Origin of the sequence: Streptomyces sp. CA-288835 (assembly GCF_050936385.1) — a bacterium.
Lineage (GTDB): Bacteria > Actinomycetota > Actinomycetes > Streptomycetales > Streptomycetaceae > Streptomyces.
The window spans coordinates 4576505-4601725 of record NZ_JBNJMW010000001.1 but is presented as its reverse complement, the minus strand read 5'-3'; the positions used below and the strand labels follow the sequence as shown (position 1 = coordinate 4601725).

Below are 25221 nucleotides of genomic sequence, written 5' to 3'. Positions count from 1 at the left end.
CGGGATGGCATAGGCAGGTGAAGAACGCATCCCAACCTGACCTGCTGCGCTGGCAGTTCGAGCTGACCTGGTCGCTTTTCGAGTACCACCTGGAGCGACTGGAGCCCGAGGACTTCCTGTGGGAGCCCACGCCTTACTGCTGGACGGTGCGCCCGAACGAAGACGGCACATGGGTGCCGGACTGGGCGGAAACCGAGCCCGACCCCGTCCCGGTCCCCACCATCGGCTGGCTGAGCTGGCATATCGGCTGGTGGTGGAGCGTGACCATCGATCACGCGCAGGGACGTACGCCTCGGGAGCGCACCGAGATCACCTGGCCGGGCGACGGTACGGCGACCATCGAGTGGCTGCGCGGCCTCCGCACCGACTGGCTGGCGGTACTGGACCGCCTCCCCGACACCGACCTGGACGCCACAGCCCCCTTCCCCTGGCCGAACGACCCCGACCACACCCTCGCCCACATGCTCGCCTGGGTGAACGCAGAACTGATGAAGAACGCCACCGAAATCGGCCAACTCCGGCTGCTGCGCGCCGCGTCCGCGGCATGAGCCGCGAGCCGTCATCCGTCTAGCGGTACCCGTGGAGTGCCCCCTGGCCGCGTTAGCGGGAGGCGCACTCCACGGAGCGAGTCGTGCTGGGGCCCCTGCTGGGCCGGTGCTTGCTCCTCGCGACTACTTCTCCGCCGCGGGTGCACAACGGCTCCCAGGGCTGGGGAGGTTGAGTTCCGCCAGGTAGTCGTCCACGGCGTAGCGTGTGCAGTCGCTGCGGCCGTAGACGCTGTGTCCCGCGCCTTCGTACGGCAGCAGGACGGTCGTCTCGCGGGTCTGCCGGTGGATGTTGGTCGCCCAGGCGTAGTTGTTCGCCGGGTCGTGCAGTGAATGCAGCATGAGGATCTTGGGTGCGTCGGTGATGCGGAGACGGTGCTGTGGGTTGTTCACCTCCTCCGGCCAGCCGACGCAGCCGGCCACTGCAGCGTGTACGCGTGGGGTGCCTCGCATATGGGGTGCGGCCTGGAATTCGGCATCGGTGAGGGCGGCGTATTGCCGGTAGTCCTTCGGCCGGAATCGCCAGTCCTGGCAGAACACCGCGTGGAAGGGTTCCGCGGTTGTGGGCTGCTGCGCTCCCGGTGATGTGGCTGGCCGGGGTTGCTCGCCGCCGGTCTGCTGGGATTGCCGGGATTCCGCCAGTTCCTGGGCGTCCAGCTTTGCCAGGTAGGTGGCCAGCTCGTCCCAGTCCGGGCCGTAGAACGCCTTGAAGGCGAACAGGGTGATGTCGTTCGCGGTGAGAGTCTGATCCGGGCTCTCGGGGTCGCGTATCTCCCCTCGGTCCGCGCGGGCGAGGAGTCCGTCCCATACTGCCGTGACGTCCCGGCCGTGCAATGCGGAGGAGCTGGTGGACTCGCACCACTTCACGAACTGGTGGAAGGAGTCCTCCGCGGTGGCCGCCGAGGAGGTGATGAACTCCCGGGTGCCGAGGCTGTGGTCGATGTTCGCGGTGAGGGCCATCGCCCGGATGCGGTTACCGTACTCCTCCGCGTACTGCTGGCCGATCAGTGTGCCGTAGGAGTGGCCGAAGTAGTTGATCTTCTTCTCGCCCAGAGATCTGCGGAGGGCATCCATGTCCCGGACGACGCTCAAGGTGTCGGCGTGGTCGAAGACCGGGCCGGTGTGCCGACGGCAGTCCTCGCGTAACGTGCGGTTGTACTCGGCGAGTTGATCGAAGTCCGCCTGGTTGCGGGGGTATGCCGACGGGCGCTTGTCCAGCAACTCAGTCGAACACTTCACCGGCTGACTGCCGCCGACACCCCTCGGGTCGAACCCGACGATGTCGAACTTGGCCCGGGTGCCCGCGCTGAAGTGGGACGTGGCGCGCCGTACGGCGAAGTCCACACCCGAGTCGCCCGGCCCGCCCGGGTTGACCAGCAGCACGCCGACTCGGCGATCCGGATCGGTGGCCTTGCGGCGGGCCACCGCGAGATCGAACGTCTCCCCGGAGGGGCGAGCCCAGTCGACGGGCAGGCGCAGAGTCCCGCATTCCGCTGCGGCGTCCTGCGCACACGGCCGCCATTCGATGGCATCTGGCACCGCCGAGCCTCCGATGGGACGGCCGGCGTCTTTTGCTTCCACACCCGACGCTGATGCCCCGGCAGCTAACACACCGGCAGTGAGCGCTCCAGCCGCGAGCACTCCGGTGAGTGCTCTGAAGAGCCGTTGCATGAAGTTCCCTTCGACGGTCTTGCCGATTGACCACGGGGCGGAGCGCCCTTGATCGACCGTGGCAGCGCACCAATCGGGGCACAACCGTGTGGGACCGGAATCAGGGAAGAGGCAGGGAACATGATCGGGGTGGCCATCAGGGTGGTATCTAGGGGATTCCACCTGCGGCCCTGACAGCCCGCGGACTTGCGGGGGCGGTCATCGCTGCATGGAAGTCGACTGCACTCATCCACGCCGACAAGGATCTGCACCGCGAGCTCACCACTCCGGCAGGCGAGGATCTCGGTCCAGTTGAGCCTCCGGAGGTTCCCGGCGAGTGAGCCCGAAGAAGGGGGACCCGGTCGCACCGCGGCCAGGCAAGGACGAATACGAGATCCGGTACGGAGAGAATGACGAGAGAGGACAGCCCGTCCTCAGTTCACTGACCGCCTATGACCACTAACCCTTGGGACCGATCATCTAGTTGGACGGTGCCAGGGTGCGCATGACGTCGAACTCGTTGCCCTCCGGGTCGGTCATGACCACCCAACTCCGGCCGAGGCCCTGGCCCACGTCCACCTTGGCGGCGCCGAGGCCGAGCAGCCTGGCCACCTCGTCGTCGGTACTGCGGTCGATCGGGCTGACGTCCAGGTGGAGCCGGTTCTTCACGGTCTTGCCCTCGGGCACCCGGATGAACATCAGGGTGGGCGGCATCTGGCCGGCCCGGACCTCCTCGACGGTCGGCTCCCAGGAGCCGATCTCAACCTTGCCCTCGCTCCGGTCGATCACCTTGAAGTCCAGGACCTCGCACCAGAAGGCTGCGAGCCGCTCCGGATCGTGGCAGTCGACAACCAACTCGGTGAACCTACTGGTCATGGCTACCCCAGACAGTGCGGACGGAGGCTCAGTCTATGGAGCCGTGCCGCCCGTTCGGCAAGTCCGGGATCGCTACGACCACTAGCCCTTGGAATCGACCAATCTAGGGGACTCCACTTGGGGCCGCGACTGTCCGCGGACTTGCAGGGGGCCACGCGCAAGCCGTCATCCCTCCAGCGGCACGCTCGGGCTTTGAAGCTCGAACCAGACGTGTTTGCCGTTCCGGCCGGCGTTGTATCCCGGGCCAACGCCCCATGTGTGCGCGAGGGCTTCCACGAGCAGTAACCCGCGCCCGCTTTCGCTGTCCTGCGCGGCTTCGGATGGAAGCAACAGCCCCGCGGGCCCGTCGTCGTACACGGCCACGCGTACGCCGTCGGCCAGAACCGCCGTCTCCAGCTTGATGGTTGGCGTACCGGTGTGCCGTACGGCATTGGTGACGACCTCGGAGACGAGGGTGCGGGCGGTGTCGGCGAGGTGCGGGGCGTGGCCGTTCGCGGCGAGGAGTATGGCGACGGTGTCTCGGCAGATCTTCGGGCTGAGGGGTGAGTTGGGAGTGGTGAGGTGGTACGTCGGCGGGTCCGTGTTGGCGTTCATGGGTTTCAACACTCCGTTCGTGTAGAGGGGTTGCGCGGCGGGGCCACCGTGGCTCGGGCACTGGTAGGGGCCGGTGACTGCACTGCGGGTTTACTGGCGTGCCGCGCTGACGGGTTCGAAGGTAGGGGCAACCTTGCAGTGGAGCAAGATTGCCCCGGAAGGTTCACTCGAGTGAGTGGACCCTGCTCGTCGTGACACGGCAGACTCGGACGCCGAGAGGAACGGAACCCATGCCACTGAGAGAAAACCCCTCCGCTCGCCAGGTCCGACTGGGCACGGAACTGCGGAAGTTGAGGGAGTCCGCAGGCAGAACGGCCCGCGAAGCCGCAGGCCTGCTCTCGACCGATCAGGCCAAGATCAGCCACATCGAAGCGGGTCGGCTGGGCATCAGCGAGGAGCGGATCCGACGGCTGGCGGTGTTCTATGCGTGCGATGACGCCGAACTCGTCAACGCGTTGTGCGCGATCGCCCGGGAGTCTCGCGGGCAGGGCTGGTGGGATGCGTACCGCGGGATCCTCGCCCCGGGCTTCCTGGACATGGCTGAACTGGAGCACCACGCAACGTACTTGCGCGCCCTCCAGCCGATGACGCTCCCCGGCGCCTTCCAGACGGAGGACTACGCGCGGGCGATCTACGGCGGCAACATCCCGCCCCTCCCTCCCGAGGAGGTGGACGTCCGCGTGGAGTTCAGGCTGAAGCGCCGCCAGATCTTCGAGCGCGACGCTCCGCCGCCCTTCACCGTAGTGATCCACGAGGCGGCCCTGCGGATGCGTATCGGCGGGCGCAAGGTCGCGCAGGCGCAACTCGGCCACCTACTGGAGGTCTCGGAGTGGCCGACCGTCACGCTGAAGGTCATCCCCTTCACGAATGAAGAGTTCGTCGAGGCCACCCAGCCGGTCTTCTACGCCGGGGGAGTCGTCCCCCAACTGGACACGGTCCAGGTGGACAGCGCCGTGGGCGGCGTCTTCCTCAGCATCGCCACCCAGCTCAAGAAGTACGGCACCCTGCTCGACCTCGCGGAGCGAGCAGCGCTCGACGCCAAGCGCTCCAGACGGTTCGTCCATGACATCGCGCGAGAATTGTGAGAGCCCACACCATGCCTGTGAACTGGCAGAAGTCGTCCTTCTCCGGAGCCGGCGGCGAGAACTGCATCGAACTCGCCCACACCGCCCCCCACGCCCTCCTCCGCGAAAGCGACACCCCCGCCGACGTACTCGCCCTGCCCCCAAAAGGCTTGCTGGCCCTGATACGCAGCTTGAAGGGCGGCCCGTTCATGCCGGAACGGCAATAGCCCGAATCCGGGACCGACGCGACCGAGGTCGCCGGAGCGTGTCCTCAACGAGGACGGCGCGACGAGACCGTCAGTGCGTCTCCCGCAGCCGTCGCCGGCGCATCGCCACCGTGCCCAAGAGGAACGCGGCGGACAAGCAAGTGGCGGCCAGGTTTGAGCGGTTGGTCTCCATCCACTCGACCAGGTCGTCGCGTCGCCACACCATCAGGACCATCCCCCAGCCTCCGCAGACCATCCACAGCAGCGGGACCAGTTGGCTGTCGCGACTCGCCGCCAGCTCCGCGAGGAACAACAGTCCTCCCAAGAGCAACGCCATGGCGGCGAGAAGGATCTCGCCCTCCATGCCACCGACGAGCATCGCCTCACCGAGGAGCAGGGAGACGGTGGCCAGGAACGCCTTCAGCCCAGCCCGGCCGTCGGCGGGGAGGATCAGCACGGCCGTCGTCTGCGCCCCCATGACGACAGCGACCGCCCATGTGGCGTCCATGTCTTGTCCCCCTCGTTCGTGCGACGGCCAAACGGCCAAACGGCCAGGCACACAGCATCGGCGGAGGCGCCCGGGACGGGTCCCGGAGTGGCGCCCCGCCCACCCCGGACCCCGGGTTCGGCTCGTCAGGAAGCCGCGCGTAAAAGGGCGGAGCCCCCGGTCACCGAGTGACCGAGGGCTCCGAAAAAACAGGCGTGCCGAACCTCAGACGTTCACGCCGAAGTCCTGGGCGATGCCCACGAGGCCCGAGGCGTAGCCCTGGCCCACCGCGCGGAACTTCCACTCGGCGCCGTTGCGGTACAGCTCGCCGAAGACCATCGCCGTCTCGGTGGCGGCGTCCTCGGACAGGTCGTAGCGGGCGATCTCCGTGCCGCCGGCCTGGTTGACGATGCGGATGTAGGCGTTGCGGACCTGGCCGAAGTTCTGGGAGCGGGTCTCGGCGTCATAGATGGAGACCGGGAAGACGATCTTGTCGATGTCGGCGGGCAGGCCCGCGAGGTTGACGTTGATCGCCTCGTCGTCGCCCGCGCCCTCACCCGTGCGGTTGTCGCCGGTGTGGACGATGGTCTGGTCCGGGGTCTGCTTGTTGTTGAAGAAGATGAAGTGACCGTCCGAGTAGACCTTGCCCTCAGGGTTGACCGCGATGGCCGAGGCGTCCAGGTCGAAGTCGGTCCCCGTGGTGCTGCGGACGTCCCAGCCGAGGCCCACGGTGACAGCGGTCAGGCCCGGAGCCTCCTTGGTGAGCGAGACGTTGCCACCCTTGGACAGGCTTACAGCCATTGTTGGGAGTCCTTCCATCGTTGACGTACGTGCGACAAGTGCGGTGCGTTGAACTCAGTGCTTCGTACGGGGACGAAGCTACCGTCACCCCTATGAACGCCGCGGGGGGTCCCCCAGGTTCCGCTCGCTTTACTTTCTTTACCCGAGAGGCCCAGGGCCCTGGAAAAGCGCGTGACGTGGACCGGACATACACGCGACCATGGAGCCATGTCTGGTCCCTACGTCATCCGCGGCTCCGTCTCGCTTCCCGAGGCCGAGCTGGTGTGGCGTTTCTCGCGCTCCTCGGGGCCCGGTGGCCAGCATGTCAACACGAGCGACACCCAGGTGGAGGTCCGGTTCGACCTCGCGAAGACGGAAGCCCTGCCCGAGGTGTGGAAGGCCCGCGCCCTCGAACGGCTCGCCCCGAAGCTCGTCGACGGAGTCATCAGCGTACGAGCCTCCGAGCACCGTTCTCAGTGGCGCAACCGCGAGACCGCCGCCGTACGCCTCGCCGCCCTGCTCGCCGAAGCCACCGCCCCGCCGCCCAAGCCCCGCCGGGCCACCCGCATCCCCCGCGGTATCAACGAACGCCGGCTGAGGCAGAAGAAGCAGCGGTCCGAGACCAAGCGCGGGCGCTCCGGGCGCGATTGGTGACGACCGGCCCGTAAGCGTCGGCTTCCCGCTCGCCGCCCATCAGAGGGGCGGCCTACCCCAACTGCCGGTACCGCCCCTTGAAGTACGTCAGCGGCCCCCCGTCCGCACTCGGCACCGAAGCCGTCAGCACCCGCCCTATCACCAGCGTGTGATCACCCGCGGGCACCCGCTGCTCGGTCCTGCACTCCAGGGTCGCCAGGGCGCCGCGCACGAGCAGAGCCCCGGAGGCCTCTCCGCGTACGTACGGAATGTCCTCGAAGAGGAGGCGGTCGGAGATACGGCCCTTCATGGCGAAGCGGCCCGCGATGTGGCGCTGGCTCTCGGAGAGGACCGAGACCGCCCACAGGGGCTGCTCGTCGAGCAGGTCGTCCATGCGGGAGCCCTCGCGCAGGCTGACCAGGACCAGGGGCGGGTCCAGGGACACGGACATGAAGGCGGTCGCCGTCATCCCGACGTCCTCACCGCCCGGCCCCTCGGGATCCAGCGCGGCCTCATGCGCGGTCACCAGCACCACGCCCGCGGCCAGCCGGGACATGGCGGCGCGGAACTCGTCGTCACTCACCCCATCAGCATGCCCGTCAGCGGTGGGGTTGAGGGGCGCGCGTGGGGCAGGAGGAGTCGTCAGCACGTACCGGACGGTAGTCTCCCCGCTCCGGTCCGCGCATCGGACCAGCGCCCGAGACGGGTCCTAGGACCGACGCCCGACCCACCGTCCGGCCAGCGCGTCCGTCCCCGTCCGGCCAGCGTGTCCGTCCCCGTCCGGTCACCGGCGTCCGGCCGGCGATCGCCCTGTGTCCGGTAACCTCACAGGCTCCACATATTCGCGTTCAGTAAACGCACGGTGAAAACGCAGAAACTCCACTCAACTGCTCATCTTTAGCTGTGACTTGAGTCACAAGGGCCATATTTTGTTGACCCTGTGTACCGAGTGGGGAGCGCGCTGTGATTCAGTGGCGGGGAACGCTGCAATCGATAGGCGATCCAGAGCAGATCCGGGGATCGGCCCGCCGATCAGTAAGCGACCAGTCCACAATCGGTAGTCGATCAGTACAGAACGAGCAGACAGGCGAGAAGCCCGGACAACTCTGGAGTTGCTGTCGAGGTCTCGGGGAGAGCGAGCATGGAGACCGAGTCGGAGCCGTACGTCCGTCTTGCGACCCTGCGGCAGCTGCATCAGGTCATGGCCGACATGAACACGGCACGCAGCCTTGCTGACACGCTGCAGACCGTCGCCGACGGAGTCGTGACGGGTCTGGGTTACGAAATCGCCGCCGTGAATCTCGTACGCCCCGACGGGGACCTCGTCGTCGCCGCCTTCGCCGGGAACTCCGCCGCCGAGGCGCTCATCACCGGCCGCGTCGGCTCCCGCGCCTCCTGGGAACGCCGGCTCAGCATGGGCGAGGCCTGGGGCGACTTGCGTTTCATACCCCACACCGAGGGCTGGGTCCTCGACGAAGACGATGTCCCGCAGTGGTACACCGACGGCCCCCCGCCCCGCTTCGAGGACGAGTGGCACCCCTCCGACCGCCTCTTCGCGCCCATGTACACGCCGGGCGTGCCCGGCGGCGCCTGCGGTGAGCTGATCGGCGTGCTCTCCGTCGACCGCCCGCGCAACGGGCGGATTCCCGGCGCCTGGGGGCGCGAGGCCCTGCAGATGTACGCGTTCCAGGCGGCCATCGCGATCAGCAACGCCCGGCTCCGGGCCAACATGCAGCGCGCCCTCGTCCGCCTGGAGCGGGAGCAGCAGGCCCTGCGCGCCAGCGAGGAAAGCTTCCGCCAGGCCTTCGAGTACGCCCCCTCCGGCATGGCCATCGCCGAGATGGGCGGCGACCAGCACGGACGCATCCTGCGGACCAACGACGCGCTGTGCCGCCTGCTCGGCCGCCCCGCCTCCGCGATGCGCCGCTACTCCTTCTCCGACCTGGTCCACCCCGAGGACATCGGCACCCTGCTGCGTACGTCCGCGGAAGGCGGGCGCGCCGAACTGCGACTTGGGCGCCGGGACGGGACGTACGTCTGGGTCTCCCTGCGCAACAGCGTGGTCGCGGACGCCGCCGACGGGCCGCGCTTCCTGCTCACCCACGTCGAGGACATCGAGGAGCGCAAGCGCCGCGAGCTCCAGCTCGCCCACCGCGCCTCGCACGACTCGCTCACCGGACTGCCGAACTCCGCCGAACTCCGCGCCCGGCTGTCCGCCCGGCTGTGCAGCCGCCCCGCAGCCGTGGCACCGGGGCCGGTGGACACGCTGGACGCGGCCTATGCGCAGCACGGCGAGTACGGCGGGGATCAAGGGGAGCACGGCGGGGCGCCCGCGTACGACGCGGACGGGCACGGTTTCGACTTCCGGCCGGCCCTCGAGGCCTTCGACGCGTACGACCACCATGTGCACACCGTTGCGCCGCAGGGCGAGACGGACGACGGTACGAAGGGGCTCGCGGTGCTCTTCTGCGACCTCGACGGCTTCAAGTCGATCAACGACCGTTTCGGGCACAACTCCGGTGACGCCGTGCTGATCGAGGTCGCGCGCCGGCTGAGCAGCGGCGTACGGGACGGGGACACGGTCGCGCGGCTCGGCGGCGACGAGTTCGTGGTCCTCGCCGACGGGCTCGGCCGGGCCGATGCGCAGGACCTCGCGGTCCGGCTGCGCAACGAGATCATCCAGCCGATACGGGTCGACGGCCGCGCGATGCGGGTCGGCGCGAGCTTCGGCATCGGATGGGCACATTGCGGCATGACTGCGGACGAAGTGTTGAAGTCCGCTGACGAGCGGATGTACGTAGAGAAACGGTCTCGTCCCAAAGCACATCGCCGTGCGGGCTGAAGCGCAGGTCAGAGGTGTTGTGCGAGCTGAGTCACCCGTTTGGGGCCTGTGGACCGGGTAGGCTCGCCCCTCTACCCACCCATCGCATCTGCACCAAACCCGCTTAGGAGACCTAGGGATGACGCCCGGCAACAACGGCGCGAGCACGCCCGAGGACGACGACCCCTTCGGCTATCTCTACGCCGACGGTCAGGCCGCCGGAGCCACGCCGCCAGACGGAGGCGTGGGCTACGGCTACCCCGGTTCGGTCAACCGGGTGCGGGCGGTCGGCGAGCGCCAGTACGGCCAGCAGGCCCAGCAGGCTTCCCAGACGGCCCCGACCGCGCAGTACGCGCAGGCTCCGGCGCCGCAGGGGCAGGACACGTACGGGCAGTCGCACTACCAGGCCCCGGAGACGTTCGGCGGTGGCACGCCCACGACGCGCACGCCCCTGCCGGGCAGCGGTATGGGCGGCGGCGGTGGCGGCCGTGGCCGTGGTCCCAACACCAAGGGTCTCCTGATCGGCGCGATCGCCGTGGTCGCGGCCGTCGTGATCGGCATCGGGGTCGCGATGATGGGCGGCGACGAAGATCCCGGGGGCAACGAGGCGGGGGGTTCGACGCCGCCGGCGGGGCAGAACACCGAGCCGAGCGCGCCGGCTTCGAAGCCGGCGAAGGACGAGGCGGAGCTGCCGAAGATCGATGCGAAGACCCTGCGTCTGGAGGGCGGCACGACCGTCGACACCCAGTTCAAGGGCGCCGAGGCGGGCGGCGGTGTCTATGTGACGGGCTTCAACAAGGTCGGCGCCAAGGTCGTGTGGGCCGTCAAGGGCATCGAGAAGGCCGGCACCTACCGGCTGGACGTCCGCTATGGCATCCCCGGTGTCGACGCCAACGCGACGGTCGTGGTCAACGGCAAGCCGAACACCTCACCGCTGAACATGGAGAACTTCATCGGTGAGAAGCGGGCCCCGAAGGGCGACTGGGAGAAGGGCTGGCAGACGACCTGGGCCCCGGTCAACCTGACCAAGGGCTCCAACGTCATCGAGATCGCCTGCGCCGAGGGCAACCAGTGTGACGCGGTGCTCGACCAGCTGTCGCTGAGCAAGGGCTAGCAGCAGGCTCGAGGGCTTCTCAGACCGCGCTGGACTCGCCCGTCACCGTTACCTGCCCCAGCAGATCCTCGTACGCCCGCCCGTCGAACTCGCCCGCCGCAGGCGCCAGTACCGTCGCCGTCGACAACGCCACCGCGCGGGCCAGCCTCTCCGGCCAAGGCAACTCCTCCACCAGTCCCGACAGCAGCCCCGCGACCACCGAGTCGCCCGCCCCCGTCGGGTTGCCCTCCACCGGGGCCGGCGGGGTCGCTCGCCAGCGCCCCTCCGCGTTCAGGGCCAGGAGGCCCTCCGGGCCCAGGGAAGCGACCACCGCGTGGGCGCCGCGGCGGCGGGCGTCCCGCGTGGCCTGCAACGGCTCGTGGGAGCCGGTGAGTTCGGCCAGTTCGTCGGTGTTCGGTTTGACGAGGTCGGGGCGGGCGGCTACGCCTCGGCGGAGGGGTTCGCCGCTGGTGTCGAGGAGGACCGGGACCGACGCGGAGCGGGCCGTGCGGACGAGTTGGGCGTACGCGCCTACCGGGACGCCGGGTGGGAGGCTGCCGCACAGGGCCACCGCGGAGGCGGCGGGCAGCAGGTCCTCGTATGCGTCCTGGAACGCCCGCCACTCGGCGGGGGAGACGAGCGGGCCCGGCTCGTTGAGCTGAGTCGTGTCACCGGTCGTCGTGTCGACGACCGCGATCGTGCGGCGGGTCGGACCCGCCACCGGGACCAGTGCGTCCACGACGCCCGCTGTGGAAGCGAGTTGGTCCTGGAGGGCGCGCCCGGTCGCCCCGCCCACGAAACCCGTCACCGTCACCTCGTGGCCGAGCGCCGCCAGCACCCGGGCCACGTTCAGGCCCTTGCCGCCAGGGCGTTCGCTGACCTCCGTCACGCGGTGCGAGGCGTGCGGGCGTAAGGACGGTACGTGGTACGTGATGTCGAGAGCGGTGTTCAGCGTGACCGTGAGGATCATCCGGGCCGACCTCCCCCGAGTGCGCGCTTACCTTGTCCGGCCTTGTCCGGATGACCGATCATGCCAGCCGGACGGCGGTCGGCCCAGTTCCGCAGGCCAGCGGCCCGGCTCAACAAACGGCAGAATCAGCCCAGTTGGGGCTCAACCACCCATTCTCCGCGGCGCATCACGCCCTTCAGGGCGAAGTCGGCGTCCAGGATCACCAGGTCCGCGTCCTTGCCCGGTTCCAGCGAGCCCACCCGGTCGTACAGGCCCAGCAGCCTGGCCGGGGTGGCAGAGATGGCGGCGACCACGTCCTCGACGGCCAGCCCGTCCACGGTGACGGCCCGCTTGAAAGCACGGTCGAGCGTCAGCGTCGAGCCCGCGATGGAGCCGCCCTCCACCAGCCGCGCCACGCCCTCGCTGACCTCGACCTCCAGCGGGCCGAGCATGTAACGGCCGTCGCCGAAGCCCGCCGCGTCCATCGCGTCCGTGATGAACGCCACCCGCCTTGCGCCTGCGTGACGGAACGCCAGCTGAAGCGACGCCGGATGCAGATGCGTACCGTCGTTGATCAACTCGACCGTGATCCGCTCGTCCTCCAGGAGCGCGGCGATCGGGCCGGGAGCGCGGTGACCGAGGACGGGCATCGCGTTGTAGAGGTGCGTGGCCACGGTGGCGCCCGCCTCGATGGCCTCCACCGTCTGCTCGTACGTCGCGTCCGTGTGCCCGATCGCCGCGATCACCCCGTGCTCCGCGAGGAGGCGTACGGAGTCGATGCCGCCCGGCAGTTCCGTGGCGAGCGTCACCATCGTGGCCTGGCCGCGCGCCGCGTCGATCAGCTTGCGTACCTCGGCCGGGTCCGGGTGGCGCAGCAGTTCCTCGGAGTGCGCGCCTTTGCGGCACGGCGAGATGAACGGTCCCTCGAAGTGGATGCCCACGATGTCGCCCTGCTCGGCCAGTTCGGAGAGCAGGCCGGCGCGTTGGGCGAGCGCGTCCATGTCGCCGGTGACGGTCGACGCGACGGTCGTCGTGGTGCCGTGCAGGCGGTGCGTGTGGACGCCCTTGAGGATGTCCTCGACCGTGCCGGAGGTGAAGGAGGCGCCTCCGCCGCCGTGGTTGTGGACATCGACGAAGCCGGGCACCAGCCAGTGGCCTCGCAGGTCGATCATGCGCGCATCATCGGGTGCGCTCCCGGTGATCCGGGTGCCCTCTACGATTACGCGGCCACCTTCCACGATCCCAGTGGGCAGCACCACATGAGCGCCGGACAGGACGATGGGCGCTTTGCCGGTTGCGGGCTGCGGGCCGTATGTGGCTGGTCGCGCAGTTCCCCGCGCCCCTAGGTGGGGTGCCGTCACCGTAGGTTCCTCCGGCTTCGTAGGTGTGGTGTCTAGCAAGTCCCAGGCCATCAGCCCCGCGCCCAGGCATCCGGCCGAGTCCCCGAGCGCCGCCGGGACGATGCTGGGCAGCTTCTGGAACGTCACCCGGCGCTCGACCGCCGCCCGTAGCGGTGTGAACAAGGTTTCCCCGGCCTCGGCCAGGCCGCCACCGATGATCAGCGTGCGGGGGTCCAGCAGGGTGAAGGCCGTGACGAGGCCGTCCGCGAGGGCGTCCACCGCCTCCTGCCAGACCGCGAGCGCCCGGGGGTCTCCGGACCGCACGGCCTGCGCGCAGTCCGCCGCGTCCGCCGTCGGATCACCGGACGCCTCGGCCCAGGCCGCGCTCACCGCCGACGCGGACGCGTACCGCTCCAGACAGCCGCGCTGCCCGCACGGACACGGGGTGCCCCCGGGTCGTACGACGACGTGGCCGATCTCACCCGCGAAGCCGTGCGCGCCCTCCTCCACCCGGCCGTCGATGCCGATCGCGCCCGCGATCCCGGTGCCGAGCGGCACGAACAGGAAGCGGTCGGCTCCCTGCCCCGCCCCGAGCCGTCCCTCGGCGAGGCCGCCGGTGCGCACATCGTGGCCGAGGGCGACCGGGACGCCGTACAGGCGCTCGGCGAGGAGATTCCGCAGGGGTACGTTCCGCCAGCCGAGGTTGGCCGCGTACACCGCGAGGCCGCGCTCGGCGTCCACGATGCCGGGGACGGCGATGCCGGCGGCGGACGCGGGCTCGCCGAAGTGGCGCTCGCCGTGGGCGCGCAGCTCGGCGGCGAAGGCGAGGATCGCCTCCACGACGGCGTCCGGACCGCGGTCCCGGTTCGTGGCGCGGCGGGCCCGGTGCAGCACGGAGAGGCCGGGGTCCCGCAGGGGTAGCCGCTGATCGCTGCGTGTGCCGGTTCGGCTCCCGGAGGGCATGGCGCCGTCCGCCCCCAGGAGGGCGGCTTTCATCCCGGTGCCGCCCACATCGAGGGCGATGACGTGTTTCACGGGATACAGTCTCGCCCCTCACCCCACGAGAGGTCTAGTCCACTCGCGTACTGTAGACCTTGGCATTCCGGTTATCCGGACTTCAACTACCGTGATGAGTACGACAGATGGGGAAATCAGCGGTGCGGCGACGAGTGACAGGATTCATCTCGATGGTGTCCGCAATGGGCGTGACGGCGGCACTCGGCGGCTGCGCCGCCGACTCCTCCACCCCCCAGAACGCCACGCTCAAGCTGGTGGCCGCCGACTACGGCGACTCCGAGGCGAACAGCTCCCAGAAGTACTGGGACAAGCTGGTCAAGGAGTACGAGAAGAAGAATCCCGGCATCGAGGTCGACGTCAGCGTTTACTCGTGGAACGAGGTCGACGCCAAGGTCAAACAGATGGTCGCCGACGGGGAGGCACCCGACATGGCGCAGATCGGCGCGTACGCCGACTACGCCGCGAAGGGCCAGCTGTACGAGGTCGACGAACTGCTCTCCATACCCGTCCAGGCCGACTTCGTCCCGAGACTCGCCGAGGCGGGCGAGGTGGGCCTGGTGCCGTACGGCATGCCGTTCGCCGCCTCCACGCGGCTGCTGTTCTACAACAAGGAGCTCTTCGACGAGGCCGGCCTCACCCCGCCGCGGAGCTGGGACGAACTGGCCGCCGCCGCCCAGACCCTGAAGTCCCGCGGCGTCGAGACGCCGTACGCGCTGCCCCTCGGACCCGAGGAGGCCCAGGCCGAGACCATGATGTGGCTGCTCAGCGGCGGCGACGGCTACACCGGCACGGTCGGCTCGTACGGCATCGACTCCGACCAGAACATCGCGACCTTCAACTGGCTCAAGAACGACCTGGTGGGCAAGGGCCTCACCGGCCCGACGCCGCCCGGCAAGCTCAACCGCGCCGACGCCTTCGAGGCGTTCACCCGCGGCGAGGTCGGCATGCTGAACGGTCACCCGTCGCTGATGCAGGCCGCCGACAAGAAGGGCGTCGAGTACGGCATGGTGCCGATGCCCGGCGTCGACGGCAGGGCCAGGGCCACGATGGGCGTCGCCGACTGGATGATGGCGTTCAAGGAGAACGGCAACGGCGAGGAGATCGGCGACTTCCTCGACTTCGTCTACAGCGAGAAGAACGTGCTCGAGTTCTCCCACGAGTACAACCTGCTGCCCGTGACCATGTCCGCCTCCGAGGCGATGGCCGAGGACAAGAACGACAAGGATCTCGACCCGTTCCTGTCCGAGCTCGAGAACGCCGAGCTGTATCCGGTCGCCAAGACGTCCTGGGCGCAGGTCAGCGCGGACATCAAGCAGCAGATCGGGAAGGCGGTGGGGCCGAATGCGCGGCCCGCGGCGGTTCTGGGGTCGCTGCAGCGATCGGCTTTCACCGCAGAGACCTCGGAGTAGTTCTTACGGGGCGCGGTAGCGTCGACGCATGGCAGAAGAGCTCACCCCGCTGGAACGTGACGTGCTTGCACTGGAGCGGCGTGGCTGGGAGTCGCCCGGGGCCAAGGAGCGGGCCATACGGGAGGAGTTGGGGATGGTGCCGGTTCGGTACTACCAGTTGCTGAACGCCCTGCTCGACGCGCCGCGTGCTCTCGCCCACGACCCGGTGACCGTGAACCGGCTGCGTCGAATACGGGACGCCCGCCGGGCCGAGCGCTGACGGACCGGGCGGATAGGGTCGCCGTATGGGCAGCCAACCGGACTCATTGCCGACTCCCGCGACCCCGGCGGGACGTGACGGACTCGACGCCATCCTCGCGCGACCCGGCCGGGCCGTACTCGCCTTCGACTTCGACGGCACCCTCGCGCCGATCGTCCCCGACCCCGAGCAGGCCCGCGCCCACCCCGACGCGGTACCGACGCTCGCCGCCCTCGCCCCGAAGGTCGCCTCCGTCGCCGTCGTCACCGGCCGCCCGGCCGAGGTCGCGGTCCGCCACGGCGGCTTCGCGGACGTACCCGGCCTGGAACACCTCGTCGTCCTAGGCCACTACGGCGCCGAACGCTGGGACGCGCTCACCGGAACCGTCACGGCACCCCCGCCCCACCCCGGCGTCGCCGCCGTCCGCGCCGAACTGCCCGGCATCCTCGACGCTTCCGGCGCCGGACAGGGCACCTGGATCGAGGAAAAGGGCCGAGCCGTCGCGGTCCACACCCGCCGCGCCGAGGACCCCCAGGCCGCCTTCGAGGCCCTACGCGCCCCCCTCACGGACCTCGCCACCCGCCACGGCCTGGTGGTGGAGCCGGGCCGCATGGTCCTGGAACTCCGCCCCCCGGGCATGGACAAGGGCGTAGCACTCCGCGAGTACGTACGCGAGATCGACGCCGGTGCGGTGGCCTACGCCGGCGACGACTTGGGCGACCTCCCGGCGTTCGCCGCAGTCGAGGAACTCCGCGCGAACGGCGTCCCCGGCCTACTGATCTGCAGCGGCAGCAACGAGGTCAAGGAACTGGCGGACCGAGCGGACGTGGTGGTGGACGGCCCTGAGGGGGTCGTACGCCTACTGGCGGCACTGGCAACACAGTTGGCCTGACTGCGCCCTAGAAAGGGGGCCGCAGGCCCTCCTTTCTAGGGGCGCGGGGAACTGCGCGACCAGCCACAACGAACCGGCACCCGCCAACCGACATCAAGCCCCGAGCTATTAGGCACCCTGCAAACCAGCGGAGCTAACCCGCGGCGCGCAGCGCTTCAAGCTGGTCCAAGAACCACTGGGCCGGAGGAAGCGCAGTAGCCGCGGCGGCCAGCCGCTTGGTGCGCTCCGCCCGCTCGTCGCGCGGCATCGACAGCGCCTCATGCAGGGCGCGGGCGGTGCCCACAACGTCGTACGGGTTCACCACAATCGCATCCTCGCCCAACTCCTCGTACGCCCCCGCCTCCCGCGAAAGCACCAACGCGCACCCCTCGTCGGAGACGACCGGCACCTCCTTGGCGACGAGGTTCATCCCGTCGCGGATGGGGTTGACGAGGGCCACGTCGGCCAGCCGGTACGCGGCGAGCGAGCGGGCGAAGTCGTCCTTCAGGTGGAGCACGACCGGGGTCCAACCAGGCGTCCCGTACTGGGAGTTGATCTCGTCCGCGAGCCGCTGGACCTCGGTCATGTAGTCGCGGTACACGGCCAGGTCCTGCCGCGAGGGGTAGGCGAGGGCCACGTGCACGACCCGCTCACGCCACGACGGCTGGTCATCGAGGAGCTGTCGGTACGCCAGCAGCCCGCGCACGATGTTCTTCGACAGCTCCGTACGGTCCACCCGCACGATCGCCTTGCGGCCCTCGCCGATCTGCTCGCGCAGCGAAACCATGCGGTCGTCCACGTCGGCCTCGTGCGACCGCTTCCGCAGGAAGTCCGCGTCCGCGCCGAGCCCGTGCACACCGATCCGCGTACCCGACGGGATGTCGGGCCCCAGCACGGCGTGGCAGCAGTCGGTGAACGCGTCCGCCCACCGCTGGGTCAGGAACGCCGCCCGGTCGGCGCCGAGGATCCCGTCGAGCAACTGCGCGGCGATGTCGTCGGGCAGCATCCGGAAGTACTCCGGCGGCGCCCACGGCGTATGCGAGAAGTGCCCGATCCGCAGGTCGGGGCGCAGTTCGCGCAGCATGCGGGGGACCAGCGTCAGGTGGTAGTCCTGCACGAGCACGGCCGCGCCCTGCGCCGCTTCCTCGGCCAGGGCCTCGGCGAAGGCCCGGTTGTACGTCTCGAAGGACGCCCACTGCCTGCGGAACTCCGCGTCGAAGGCCGGCTCCAGTGGCGTCTGGTAGAGCATGTGGTTCACGAACCACAGCACGGAGTTGGCGATGCCGTTGTACGCGTCCTCGTGCACGTCCGCCGGGATGTCCAGCATCCGTACGCCCTCTTCGCCGACGCCGCGGCGTACGGCCTCGCGGTCGCCGTCGCCGAGTGCCGAGCAGACCCACAGCGCGCCGGCCTCCGGGCCGATCGCGGAGAGGCCGGAGACCAGGCCGCCGCCGCCGCGCTTGGCCTTGAGCGTGCCGCTCTCGTCCAGGGCGTACGAGATCGGGCCCCTGTTGGAGGCGACGAGAATCTGGGCTTGCGTTGATGCCATAGGGCTCAACTTAGCCCAGGGTCGACTCGCTCAAACGTACGCCTGCGCGCCGCTGGGTTCCGCAGGTGCCTAAGAGCTCGGGACAAGGTGTTGTGTGGCGGCCGCGGGTGCGTTGTGGCTGGTCGCGCAGTTCCCCGCGCCCCTGAGAGGAGGGCCTGCGGCCCCCTCTCAGGGGCGCGGTCGGCTACGCCGCCTTCCTCTCCGCGTACTCCTCGATCTCCGCCATAGGCGGCCGTTCCTCCGTGTCCACCGAATACGTACGTGGCGCGAATCCCGCCTCCACCCGCTCGAACTGCGTGATCCGCGGCCGTACGAGATGCCCGCGGGCCAACCGCAGCTGGGCCGTGCGGTAGATCGCGGCGGCCATGCGGCCCAGGGCCTGGCCGTCCTGGTGGCGGTGTTTGCGGACGCCCACGTCTACCTGGGCCAGGGCGTCGAGGCCCACGAGGTGCAGGGCGTCGATCAGCATGCCCAGTTCGACGCCGTACCCGACCGGGAACGGCAACTGCTCCAGCAGCGAGCGGCGGGCCGCGTACTCGCCGCCGAGCGGCTGCACGAAGCCGGCCAGCTGCGGCCAGTGCATGTTCAGCAGCGGGCGGGCCATGAGCTCCGTAACGCGGCCGCCCTGGCCTGCGGCGGTCCTGCCGGAGGTGGGGTCGCCCGGCAGGTTCAGCGGGCGGTCGTACATCGCCTTGACGAGGTCGACGCCCGGATCGGTGAGCAGCGGACCGACGATCCCCGAGACGAAGTCCGCGGAGAACTCCTTCAGGTCCGCGTCGACGAAGGCGACGATGTCCCCGCTCGTGACCAGCAGCGAGCGCCACAGGACCTCGCCCTTGCCGGGGACGGCGGGGATGCGCGGGAGTATGTCGTCGCGGTGCACGACGCGGGCGCCCGCGTCGGCGGCGACCTCGGAGGTACGGTCCGTCGAGCCCGAGTCGATCACCACGATCTCGTCGACGAGCGGCACCTTCTTGGTCATCAGCTCGCGGCGGATCACGGCGACGATCTCGCCGACGGTCTCCTCCTCGTTGAGCGCGGGCAGCACGACGCTCACCGTGGAGTTGGCCGCGCGCTTCGCGGCGATGAGCTTCTTCAGCGGGCGGTCGCCAACGGACCAGGAGCGCGTGTTCAGCCAGCGCTCGACGTCTTCCAGCACGTGCGGCTCTCCCTTGCATCGGACCGGGTCGCGAGTGCCCACTGAGGCAGAAGGCTGATGTGACTGTCATCTCGCGGTTCGGACTGGTCTCTCCACGATCCAGGCCTTCGGTTACAGTCTTGAACAACGCTGATGACCATCGCATGTCGCGGGTCGTCCAGCCGACAACCGCATTCTCACAATCGAATACCGCTCATCCAGAGGGGCAGAGGGATACGGCCCGTTGAAGCCCCGGCAACCCTCCAGCCGGTCTCGTACCGATCGAAGATGATCGATTCCGCGAGGCTCCCGGCTAGTGAAGGTGCCAAATCCGTCTCACGGCGAGATGCGTCGTGAGGAAGATGAGGAGAAAGGGCCTCGCCTCACATGGCTGCGCAGACAGTTGCAAGCACCACGAACGCTGACACTTCCGCCGACTCGGCGAACTCCACGGCCTCCACGGACTCTGTAGACCTCGGCCCCGCCGCCGCGCTCTCCTGCCGCGAATGCGGCCACCGCGTCCCGCTCGGCCCCGTCTTCGCCTGCGAGGAGTGTTTCGGCCCGCTGGAGATCGCGTACGACTTCTCGGCATACGACACCGAGGAACTCCGTAAGCGCATCGAAGCGGGCCCCGCGAACATCTGGCGGTACGCGCCTCTCCTGCCCGTCCCCGCGGACGTGGCCACCAAGCCGAACATCAACCCCGGCTGGACCAAGCTCGTCAAGGCCGACAACCTCGCGCGCGAGCTGGGCGTCGAGCCCGGCAAGCTCTTCGTCAAGGACGACTCCGGCAACCCGACGCACTCCTTCAAGGACCGCGTCGTCGCCCAGGCCATCGAGGCCGCCCGCGTCTTCGGCTTCACGACCCTCTCCTGCTCCTCCACGGGCAACCTGGCCGGTGCCGTCGGCGCCGCCGCCGCCCGCGCCGGCTTCCGTTCCTGCGTGTTCATCCCGCACGACCTGGAGCAGGGCAAGGTCGTCATGGCCGCGGTGTACGGCGGCGAGCTCGTCGGCATCGAGGGCAACTACGACGACGTGAACCGCTTCTGCTCCGAGCTGATCGGCGACCCGGCCGGCGAGGGCTGGGGCTTCGTCAACGTCAACCTGCGCCCGTACTACGCCGAGGGCTCCAAGACCCTCGCGTACGAGATCTGCGAGCAGCTCGGCTGGCAGCTCCCCGACCAGCTGGTGGTGCCCATCGCCTCCGGCTCGCAGCTCACGAAGATCGACAAGGGCCTGCAGGAGCTGATCAAGCTCGGGCTCGTCGAGGACAAGCCGTACAAGATCTTCGGCGCTCAGGCCGAGGGCTGCTCGCCGGTGTCCGTCGCCTACAAGGCGGGCCATGACGTCGTACGGCCGCAGAAGCCGGACACGATCGCGAAGTCGCTCGCGATCGGTAACCCCGCCGATGGTCCGTACGTGCTGGACATCGCGCGGCGTACCGGGGGCGCCGTCGAGGACGTCAACGACGAGCAGATCGTGGACGCGATCAAGTTGCTGGCGCGGACCGAGGGGATCTTCGCGGAGACCGCCGGTGGTGTGACGGTGGGGGTTGCACGCAAGCTGATCGAGAACGGTGTTCTGGATCCGGCGCTGACCACGGTCGTCCTGAACACGGGTGACGGTCTGAAGACCCTCGACGCCGTGGCCGGGACCGGGCTCACGGCCACGATCCGGCCCAGCCTCGACTCGTTCCGTGAAGCCGGGCTTGCCTAAAGCCTGTTAGTAGTTCGTTCGTCTGCGGGCCGGTGGGGGCTGGTCGCTCCCCCACTCTCGGCTTCGCTCGAGCGGGGGGACCCCCATCGCGGCGCAGCTGCAAATGTCACCGCCCCGCGCCCCTGACGGGGCGCTCTACTCGACCGGAGGTCATAACCCCATGAGCGTCAACGTTCGCATCCCCACCATCCTTCGCACCTACACCGGCGGCAAGGCCGAGGTCGCCGCCGAAGGATCGACCCTCGCCGAGGTCATCGCCGACCTGGAGAAGAACCACACCGGTATCGCGGCGCGCGTCCTGGACGATCAGGGCAAGCTGCGGCGGTTCGTCAACGTGTACGTGAACGATGACGATGTGCGGTTCGAGCAGGGGCTGGAGACGGCGACGCCCGACGGGGCCGGCGTCTCGATCATTCCGGCCGTTGCCGGAGGCTGATCGTTACCGTCGGTAATTCAGGTAACTCAGGGTTCATCGAATTGCCCTCTCCGTGAGTTAAACGGAGGGGGCAATTCTATATGGTTGAGCACGGTACAGTTGGGGAACGTGGTGCTCCTCGGGGCCGAATGCATGTGCATTCCGGATTGACCCCCGATAAGAAGTAGCCAAAGTGTGCAGGTCTTTTGCGTCATTCGCTCCTTTTATGGAGCCCGACTTGCCCCCCTCTAGGGTGAATTCTCCGTACATTCCGGATCGGCGATGGCCAAGATTTCTCGTCCGACTGACCTGTTGCAGACGGCAGTTGGGCAGATACATTCAGCCGCGGTCGACGCGTTCCGGCGCACACCCCCAACCGTTGGGGGGTGAGGTCTGACCCGGATCCGCGAAGTGCGGATCTGTGCAAGGGCCAGTAATAGGGGAGTTAGGCATGGCTCAGGGCACCGTCAAGTGGTTCAACGCGGAGAAGGGGTACGGCTTCATCGCGGTCGACGGTGGTGCGGATGTATTCGTCCACTACAGCGCGATTCAGATGGACGGCTACCGCACCCTGGAGGAAGGTCAGCGAGTGGAGTTCGAAATCTCGCAGGGCCAGAAGGGGCCGCAGGCGGACATGGTCCGACTGGCGACCGGCTGAAGCACGCGCCGACTGATCTGCAGCGACACGTTCTTCTTCCGAAGGGCTCGTACCTCAAGGGGTACGGGCCCTTCGGCATGTCTGTCGGCACCCCGCCCGCACTGTGGTAGCCGCTTGCACTCGACCACCCCGAGTGCTAATCATTGGCGTTAGCACTCTGAAGGTGAGAGTGACAACGAGGACCGGGTCGGTGAGGCCCGCAGGCCAAGTGGGGCAAGGAACCACGGGGCAGGCAGGCCGTCCGTCGCGGGCGCCAGCGCGGTCCGGAGCAATCCACCCCAGTCCGGGAGGACCACTTCACATGGCCAAGATCATCGCGTTCGACGAGGAGGCGCGGCGAGGCCTCGAGCGCGGCATGAACCAGCTCGCGGACGCCGTAAAGGTGACACTCGGCCCCAAGGGCCGCAACGTCGTCCTCGAGAAGAAGTGGGGCGCCCCCACGATCACCAACGACGGTGTCTCCATCGCCAAGGAGATCGAGCTCGAGGACCCGTACGAGAAGATCGGCGCCGAGCTGGTCAAGGAGGTCGCGAAGAAGACGGACGACGTCGCCGGTGACGGCACGACGACCGCGACCGTTCTGGCCCAGGCGCTGGTCAAGGAAGGCCTCCGCAACGTCGCCGCCGGTGCCAACCCCATGGCTCTGAAGCGCGGTATCGAGAAGGCCGTCGAGGCGGTCTCCGGTGCCCTGCTCGACCAGGCCAAGGACGTGGAGACCAAGGAGCAGATCGCTTCGACCGCCTCCATCTCCGCCGCCGACACCCAGATCGGCGAGCTCATCGCCGAGGCCATGGACAAGGTCGGCAAGGAAGGCGTCATCACCGTCGAGGAGTCCCAGACCTTCGGTCTGGAGCTGGAGCTCACCGAGGGTATGCGCTTCGACAAGGGCTACATCTCGGCGTACTTCGCCACCGACATGGAGCGTATGGAGGCCGTCCTCGACGACCCGTACATTCTTATTGCCAACTCGAAGATTTCCGCGGTCAAGGACCTGCTGCCGCTCCTCGAGAAGGTCATGCAGTCCGGCAAGCCGCTGCTGATCATCGCTGAGGACGTCGAGGGCGAGGCCCTGTCGACCCTGGTCGTCAACAAGATCCGCGGCACCTTCAAGTCCGTCGCCGTCAAGGCTCCGGGCTTCGGTGACCGCCGTAAGGCCATGCTCGGCGACATCGCCATCCTCACGGGCGGCGAGGTCATCTCCGAGGAGGTCGGCCTCAAGCTGGAGAACGCGACCCTGGACCTCCTGGGCCGCGCCCGCAAGGTCGTCATCACCAAGGACGAGACCACGATCGTCGACGGTGCCGGCGACACCGAGCAGGTCGGCGGCCGGGTCAACCAGATCCGCGCCGAGATCGAGAACTCCGACTCGGACTACGACCGCGAGAAGCTCCAGGAGCGCCTGGCGAAGCTGGCCGGCGGCGTGGCCGTCATCAAGGCCGGTGCCGCCACCGAGGTCGAGCTCAAGGAGCGCAAGCACCGCATCGAGGACGCCGTTCGCAACGCGAAGGCCGCCGTCGAGGAGGGCATCGTCGCCGGTGGTGGCGTGGCCCTGCTGCAGGCCGCCACGGTGTTCGAGAAGCTGGAGCTCGAGGGTGACGAGGCGACCGGCGCCAACGCCGTGAAGCTCGCCCTGGAGGCCCCGCTCAAGCAGATCGCCGTCAACGGTGGTCTCGAGGGTGGCGTCGTCGTGGAGAAGGTCCGCAACCTTCAGGTCGGTCACGGTCTGAACGCCGCGACCGGTGAGTACGTCGACATGATCGCCGAGGGCATCATCGACCCGGCGAAGGTCACGCGTTCCGCCCTGCAGAACGCCGCGTCCATCGCCGCGCTGTTCCTCACCACCGAGGCCGTCATCGCCGACAAGCCGGAGAAGGCCTCGGCCGGCGCCGGCGCCGGCGGCGGCATGCCGGGCGGTGACATGGACTTCTGATCCGGCTTCTTTCGCCGGGTCGGACTTCGTCCGTCCAGTACCGAGGGCGGCATCCCTGTTCGCAGGGGTGCCGCCCTCGGGCGTGTACGTGGACGGTGATGGCGTGGTGTTCCCACACCACTGCGTATGTCACGAAGCGGCCTCCTGGCGATTTTCCGCCTCCAGTTGGGCCATGAACTCGTCGTGGGACATGGCCGGGCCGGACGGAGTGGCCTCGCGGGCTTGCGCTTCGGCGATGTCCGCCTCGTCCCGCGTCATACGCGAGGCCTTTCTCGTCGGTCGACCATCGCCGCGCGGGCTGCGGCGGCGTGGGCGTGGACTGCGGTGGACGTCAGGGGCATGGAGGGGCACGGTGGTGCGGCCTCGCCCCGGCATGGGCCGCAGATGCCACCTGGCAGGGCCTCCGGGCGGCCGGGTGTGCCGCACTTCGCGCACTCCAGTACGCGGAGGGGTGGGCGTGCGGCGGCCGGTGTGGGCTCCGGTGGGAGCTTGGTGGTCAGGCGGTTGCGGACGAGGGCGGCTGGGCTGTGGACCAGGGCCGGGAGGCCTGCGGTCAGGGCCTGGAGTACGTGCTCGTCGGTGGCGCCCCTCGCGAACCACTCCGTAAGGAGCGGGGCGAGGTCCGCGCAAGCCTTGGCCGACAGAGACAGGACCGGGGTCGCACGGCCGAGGGCCGCGAGGAGGATGTACGCGCGGGAGCGGGTGGGGCCTCGCCGGTCCGCTGAAGGCTCCTGCTCCTGCGGTACGTCGCCCCGCGTGAACGCCGCCCACCACTCGTCGTCCCGTGCCGTCCGTGAGAACCACGTTCGGGTGATCCAGCGCGGGCTTCCCGAGCCGGCCAGGTGTTCGCGGCCCCGGCGCAAGTGGCCTGCCTGTTGGAGGTTGTTGAGGGCCGTTCGGAGGGCGCACTGGCCGTACGGGAGCGTCTTGGCCAGCGTCTTTACGGAGATGTCGGCGCCGTTGGGAAGCCGGTCGATGTACGCGGCGATGGCGGCTTCGCGGGGTGGGAGGTGGGCGAAGTCGTGGGCCGTACGGGGGAGTTGGTCCGGGGCGCTGAGTTTTCCGTAACCCGGATTGGCCATCGGGTGCGGGGACGCGTGCGCGGGCAGGAAGGTGCCACTAAGGTTGGCGTCAGCCATGGGATCGAGTCCGTTTCGATCTCGTAGGTCAAACCCCCGCAGGTGTTCCAGCACCTGGCGGGGGTTGTTCGTTATGCGGGCACGCTAAGCCTATGTGACTGTC

At 68.9% G+C, this 25221-nt stretch carries 25 protein-coding genes, 1 pseudogene and 1 riboswitch; of the genes and pseudogenes, 13 read left to right on the top strand and 13 right to left on the bottom strand.

Annotated features, from left to right (window positions below; translation table 11 throughout):
* The first annotated feature begins 17 nt into the window (after nucleotides 1-17).
* Complete coding sequence (locus tag ACQEVY_RS20575; protein ID WP_432950577.1) at nucleotides 18-548, top strand: DinB family protein; 531 nt, start codon at nucleotides 18-20, stop codon at nucleotides 546-548.
* Nucleotides 549-671: 123 nt separating this feature from the next.
* On the opposite strand, the gene ACQEVY_RS20570 is transcribed toward ACQEVY_RS20575, so the two are convergent.
* The 3 genes from ACQEVY_RS20570 to ACQEVY_RS20560 all read right to left on the bottom strand — a co-directional run bounded on the left by ACQEVY_RS20570 (nucleotide 672) and on the right by ACQEVY_RS20560 (nucleotide 3665).
* Entirely contained in the window at nucleotides 672-2084 is a 1413-nt protein-coding gene (locus ACQEVY_RS20570; RefSeq protein WP_432950576.1) for an alpha/beta fold hydrolase, read from the bottom strand.
* Nucleotides 2085-2675: 591 nt separating this feature from the next.
* The gene (locus ACQEVY_RS20565) at nucleotides 2676-3071 is read right to left on the bottom strand and encodes a VOC family protein (RefSeq protein WP_432950575.1); all 396 of its coding nucleotides are present in this window, start codon (nucleotides 3069-3071) and stop codon (nucleotides 2676-2678) included.
* A gap of 165 nt (nucleotides 3072-3236) precedes the next feature.
* Complete coding sequence (locus ACQEVY_RS20560; protein ID WP_432950573.1) at nucleotides 3237-3665, bottom strand: ATP-binding protein; 429 nt, start codon at nucleotides 3663-3665, stop codon at nucleotides 3237-3239.
* A 230-nt stretch (nucleotides 3666-3895) separates the two neighbouring features.
* On the opposite strand from ACQEVY_RS20560, the gene ACQEVY_RS20555 reads away from it, so the two are divergent.
* Both ACQEVY_RS20555 and ACQEVY_RS20550 read left to right on the top strand, forming a co-directional pair.
* Nucleotides 3896-4750 (top strand): helix-turn-helix domain-containing protein, encoded by an 855-nt coding sequence (locus ACQEVY_RS20555; RefSeq protein ID WP_432950571.1) that lies wholly within the window; start codon nucleotides 3896-3898, stop codon nucleotides 4748-4750.
* Nucleotides 4751-4761: 11 nt separating this feature from the next.
* The gene (locus ACQEVY_RS20550; protein ID WP_432950569.1) at nucleotides 4762-4956 is read left to right on the top strand and encodes a DUF397 domain-containing protein; all 195 of its coding nucleotides are present in this window, start codon (nucleotides 4762-4764) and stop codon (nucleotides 4954-4956) included.
* 70 nt (nucleotides 4957-5026) lie between these two features.
* Here the strand turns inward: ACQEVY_RS20550 and ACQEVY_RS20545 are convergent, their stop codons facing one another.
* Nucleotides 5027-5443, bottom strand: a complete 417-nt coding sequence (locus ACQEVY_RS20545) for a hypothetical protein (protein WP_432950567.1) — start codon at nucleotides 5441-5443, stop codon at nucleotides 5027-5029.
* Between the two features lie 204 nt (nucleotides 5444-5647).
* On the bottom strand, nucleotides 5648-6223 hold the full coding sequence (locus ACQEVY_RS20540) for a TerD family protein (RefSeq protein ID WP_165339486.1): 576 nt from the start codon (nucleotides 6221-6223) through the stop codon (nucleotides 5648-5650).
* 207 nt (nucleotides 6224-6430) lie between these two features.
* On the opposite strand from ACQEVY_RS20540, the gene arfB reads away from it, so the two are divergent.
* A complete protein-coding gene (gene arfB / locus ACQEVY_RS20535; RefSeq protein ID WP_432950564.1) occupies nucleotides 6431-6856 on the top strand; it encodes an alternative ribosome rescue aminoacyl-tRNA hydrolase ArfB in 426 nt (141 codons plus the stop codon).
* 52 nt (nucleotides 6857-6908) lie between these two features.
* On the opposite strand, the gene ACQEVY_RS20530 is transcribed toward arfB, so the two are convergent.
* The gene (locus ACQEVY_RS20530; protein WP_432950562.1) at nucleotides 6909-7484 is read right to left on the bottom strand and encodes a flavin reductase family protein; all 576 of its coding nucleotides are present in this window, start codon (nucleotides 7482-7484) and stop codon (nucleotides 6909-6911) included.
* A 492-nt stretch (nucleotides 7485-7976) separates the two neighbouring features.
* On the opposite strand from ACQEVY_RS20530, the gene cdgB reads away from it, so the two are divergent.
* On the top strand, nucleotides 7977-9677 hold the full coding sequence (gene cdgB / locus ACQEVY_RS20525; protein WP_432950560.1) for a diguanylate cyclase CdgB: 1701 nt from the start codon (nucleotides 7977-7979) through the stop codon (nucleotides 9675-9677).
* A 118-nt stretch (nucleotides 9678-9795) separates the two neighbouring features.
* Nucleotides 9796-10770 carry a CBM35 domain-containing protein gene (locus ACQEVY_RS20520; protein ID WP_432950558.1) on the top strand — a complete coding sequence of 325 codons (975 nt, stop codon included), beginning with the start codon at nucleotides 9796-9798 and terminating at the stop codon, nucleotides 10768-10770.
* Between the two features lie 19 nt (nucleotides 10771-10789).
* Here the strand turns inward: ACQEVY_RS20520 and ACQEVY_RS20515 are convergent, their stop codons facing one another.
* The 3 genes and pseudogenes from ACQEVY_RS20515 to ACQEVY_RS20505 form a co-directional block, all read right to left on the bottom strand.
* Nucleotides 10790-11719, bottom strand: a complete 930-nt coding sequence (locus ACQEVY_RS20515) for a 1-phosphofructokinase family hexose kinase (RefSeq protein ID WP_432950556.1) — start codon at nucleotides 11717-11719, stop codon at nucleotides 10790-10792.
* Nucleotides 11720-11844: 125 nt separating this feature from the next.
* On the bottom strand, nucleotides 11845-12978 hold the full coding sequence (nagA, locus tag ACQEVY_RS20510; RefSeq protein WP_432955316.1) for an N-acetylglucosamine-6-phosphate deacetylase: 1134 nt from the start codon (nucleotides 12976-12978) through the stop codon (nucleotides 11845-11847).
* A gap of 138 nt (nucleotides 12979-13116) precedes the next feature.
* Nucleotides 13117-14001 (bottom strand): annotated as a pseudogene (locus tag ACQEVY_RS20505) (ROK family protein); the annotation flags it as partial.
* 224 nt (nucleotides 14002-14225) lie between these two features.
* On the opposite strand from ACQEVY_RS20505, the gene ACQEVY_RS20500 reads away from it, so the two are divergent.
* Genes ACQEVY_RS20500 through otsB form a run of 3 tightly spaced genes read left to right on the top strand, consistent with a single transcriptional unit; the run spans nucleotide 14226 to nucleotide 16594 of the window.
* The gene (locus tag ACQEVY_RS20500) at nucleotides 14226-15464 is read left to right on the top strand and encodes an ABC transporter substrate-binding protein (protein WP_432950554.1); all 1239 of its coding nucleotides are present in this window, start codon (nucleotides 14226-14228) and stop codon (nucleotides 15462-15464) included.
* Nucleotides 15465-15492: 28 nt separating this feature from the next.
* Entirely contained in the window at nucleotides 15493-15723 is a 231-nt protein-coding gene (locus ACQEVY_RS20495) for a DUF3263 domain-containing protein (RefSeq protein WP_432950552.1), read from the top strand.
* A 25-nt stretch (nucleotides 15724-15748) separates the two neighbouring features.
* Nucleotides 15749-16594 carry a trehalose-phosphatase gene (gene otsB / locus ACQEVY_RS20490; RefSeq protein ID WP_432950550.1) on the top strand — a complete coding sequence of 282 codons (846 nt, stop codon included), beginning with the start codon at nucleotides 15749-15751 and terminating at the stop codon, nucleotides 16592-16594.
* 133 nt (nucleotides 16595-16727) lie between these two features.
* Here the strand turns inward: otsB and ACQEVY_RS20485 are convergent, their stop codons facing one another.
* Nucleotides 16728-18122: an alpha,alpha-trehalose-phosphate synthase (UDP-forming) gene (locus ACQEVY_RS20485; protein ID WP_432950548.1), complete on the bottom strand. Its 1395-nt coding sequence runs from the start codon at nucleotides 18120-18122 to the stop codon at nucleotides 16728-16730.
* A 184-nt stretch (nucleotides 18123-18306) separates the two neighbouring features.
* A complete protein-coding gene (locus ACQEVY_RS20480) occupies nucleotides 18307-19281 on the bottom strand; it encodes a glucosyl-3-phosphoglycerate synthase (RefSeq protein ID WP_432950546.1) in 975 nt (324 codons plus the stop codon).
* 190 nt (nucleotides 19282-19471) lie between these two features.
* Nucleotides 19472-19629, top strand: a riboswitch (SAM riboswitch).
* An 18-nt stretch (nucleotides 19630-19647) separates the two neighbouring features.
* On the opposite strand from ACQEVY_RS20480, the gene thrC reads away from it, so the two are divergent.
* The 4 genes from thrC to groL all read left to right on the top strand — a co-directional run bounded on the left by thrC (nucleotide 19648) and on the right by groL (nucleotide 23979).
* Nucleotides 19648-20976: a threonine synthase gene (thrC, locus tag ACQEVY_RS20475; RefSeq protein WP_432950544.1), complete on the top strand. Its 1329-nt coding sequence runs from the start codon at nucleotides 19648-19650 to the stop codon at nucleotides 20974-20976.
* Between the two features lie 160 nt (nucleotides 20977-21136).
* Nucleotides 21137-21412 carry a MoaD/ThiS family protein gene (locus ACQEVY_RS20470; protein WP_033322392.1) on the top strand — a complete coding sequence of 92 codons (276 nt, stop codon included), beginning with the start codon at nucleotides 21137-21139 and terminating at the stop codon, nucleotides 21410-21412.
* 430 nt (nucleotides 21413-21842) lie between these two features.
* On the top strand, nucleotides 21843-22049 hold the full coding sequence (locus tag ACQEVY_RS20465; RefSeq protein ID WP_007382895.1) for a cold-shock protein: 207 nt from the start codon (nucleotides 21843-21845) through the stop codon (nucleotides 22047-22049).
* Between the two features lie 301 nt (nucleotides 22050-22350).
* Nucleotides 22351-23979, top strand: coding sequence for a chaperonin GroEL (gene groL / locus ACQEVY_RS20460; protein WP_432950541.1), 1629 nt, complete (start codon nucleotides 22351-22353; stop codon nucleotides 23977-23979).
* 129 nt (nucleotides 23980-24108) lie between these two features.
* On the opposite strand, the gene ACQEVY_RS20455 is transcribed toward groL, so the two are convergent.
* Together ACQEVY_RS20455 and ACQEVY_RS20450 are read right to left on the bottom strand one after the other, a co-directional pair.
* Nucleotides 24109-24237, bottom strand: coding sequence for a hypothetical protein (locus ACQEVY_RS20455; protein ID WP_432950539.1), 129 nt, complete (start codon nucleotides 24235-24237; stop codon nucleotides 24109-24111).
* The gene (locus ACQEVY_RS20450) at nucleotides 24234-25118 is read right to left on the bottom strand and encodes a hypothetical protein (RefSeq protein ID WP_432950537.1); all 885 of its coding nucleotides are present in this window, start codon (nucleotides 25116-25118) and stop codon (nucleotides 24234-24236) included. The genes ACQEVY_RS20455 and ACQEVY_RS20450 overlap by 4 nt, the downstream gene beginning before the upstream one ends.
* Between the last annotated feature and the right edge of the window lie 103 nt (nucleotides 25119-25221).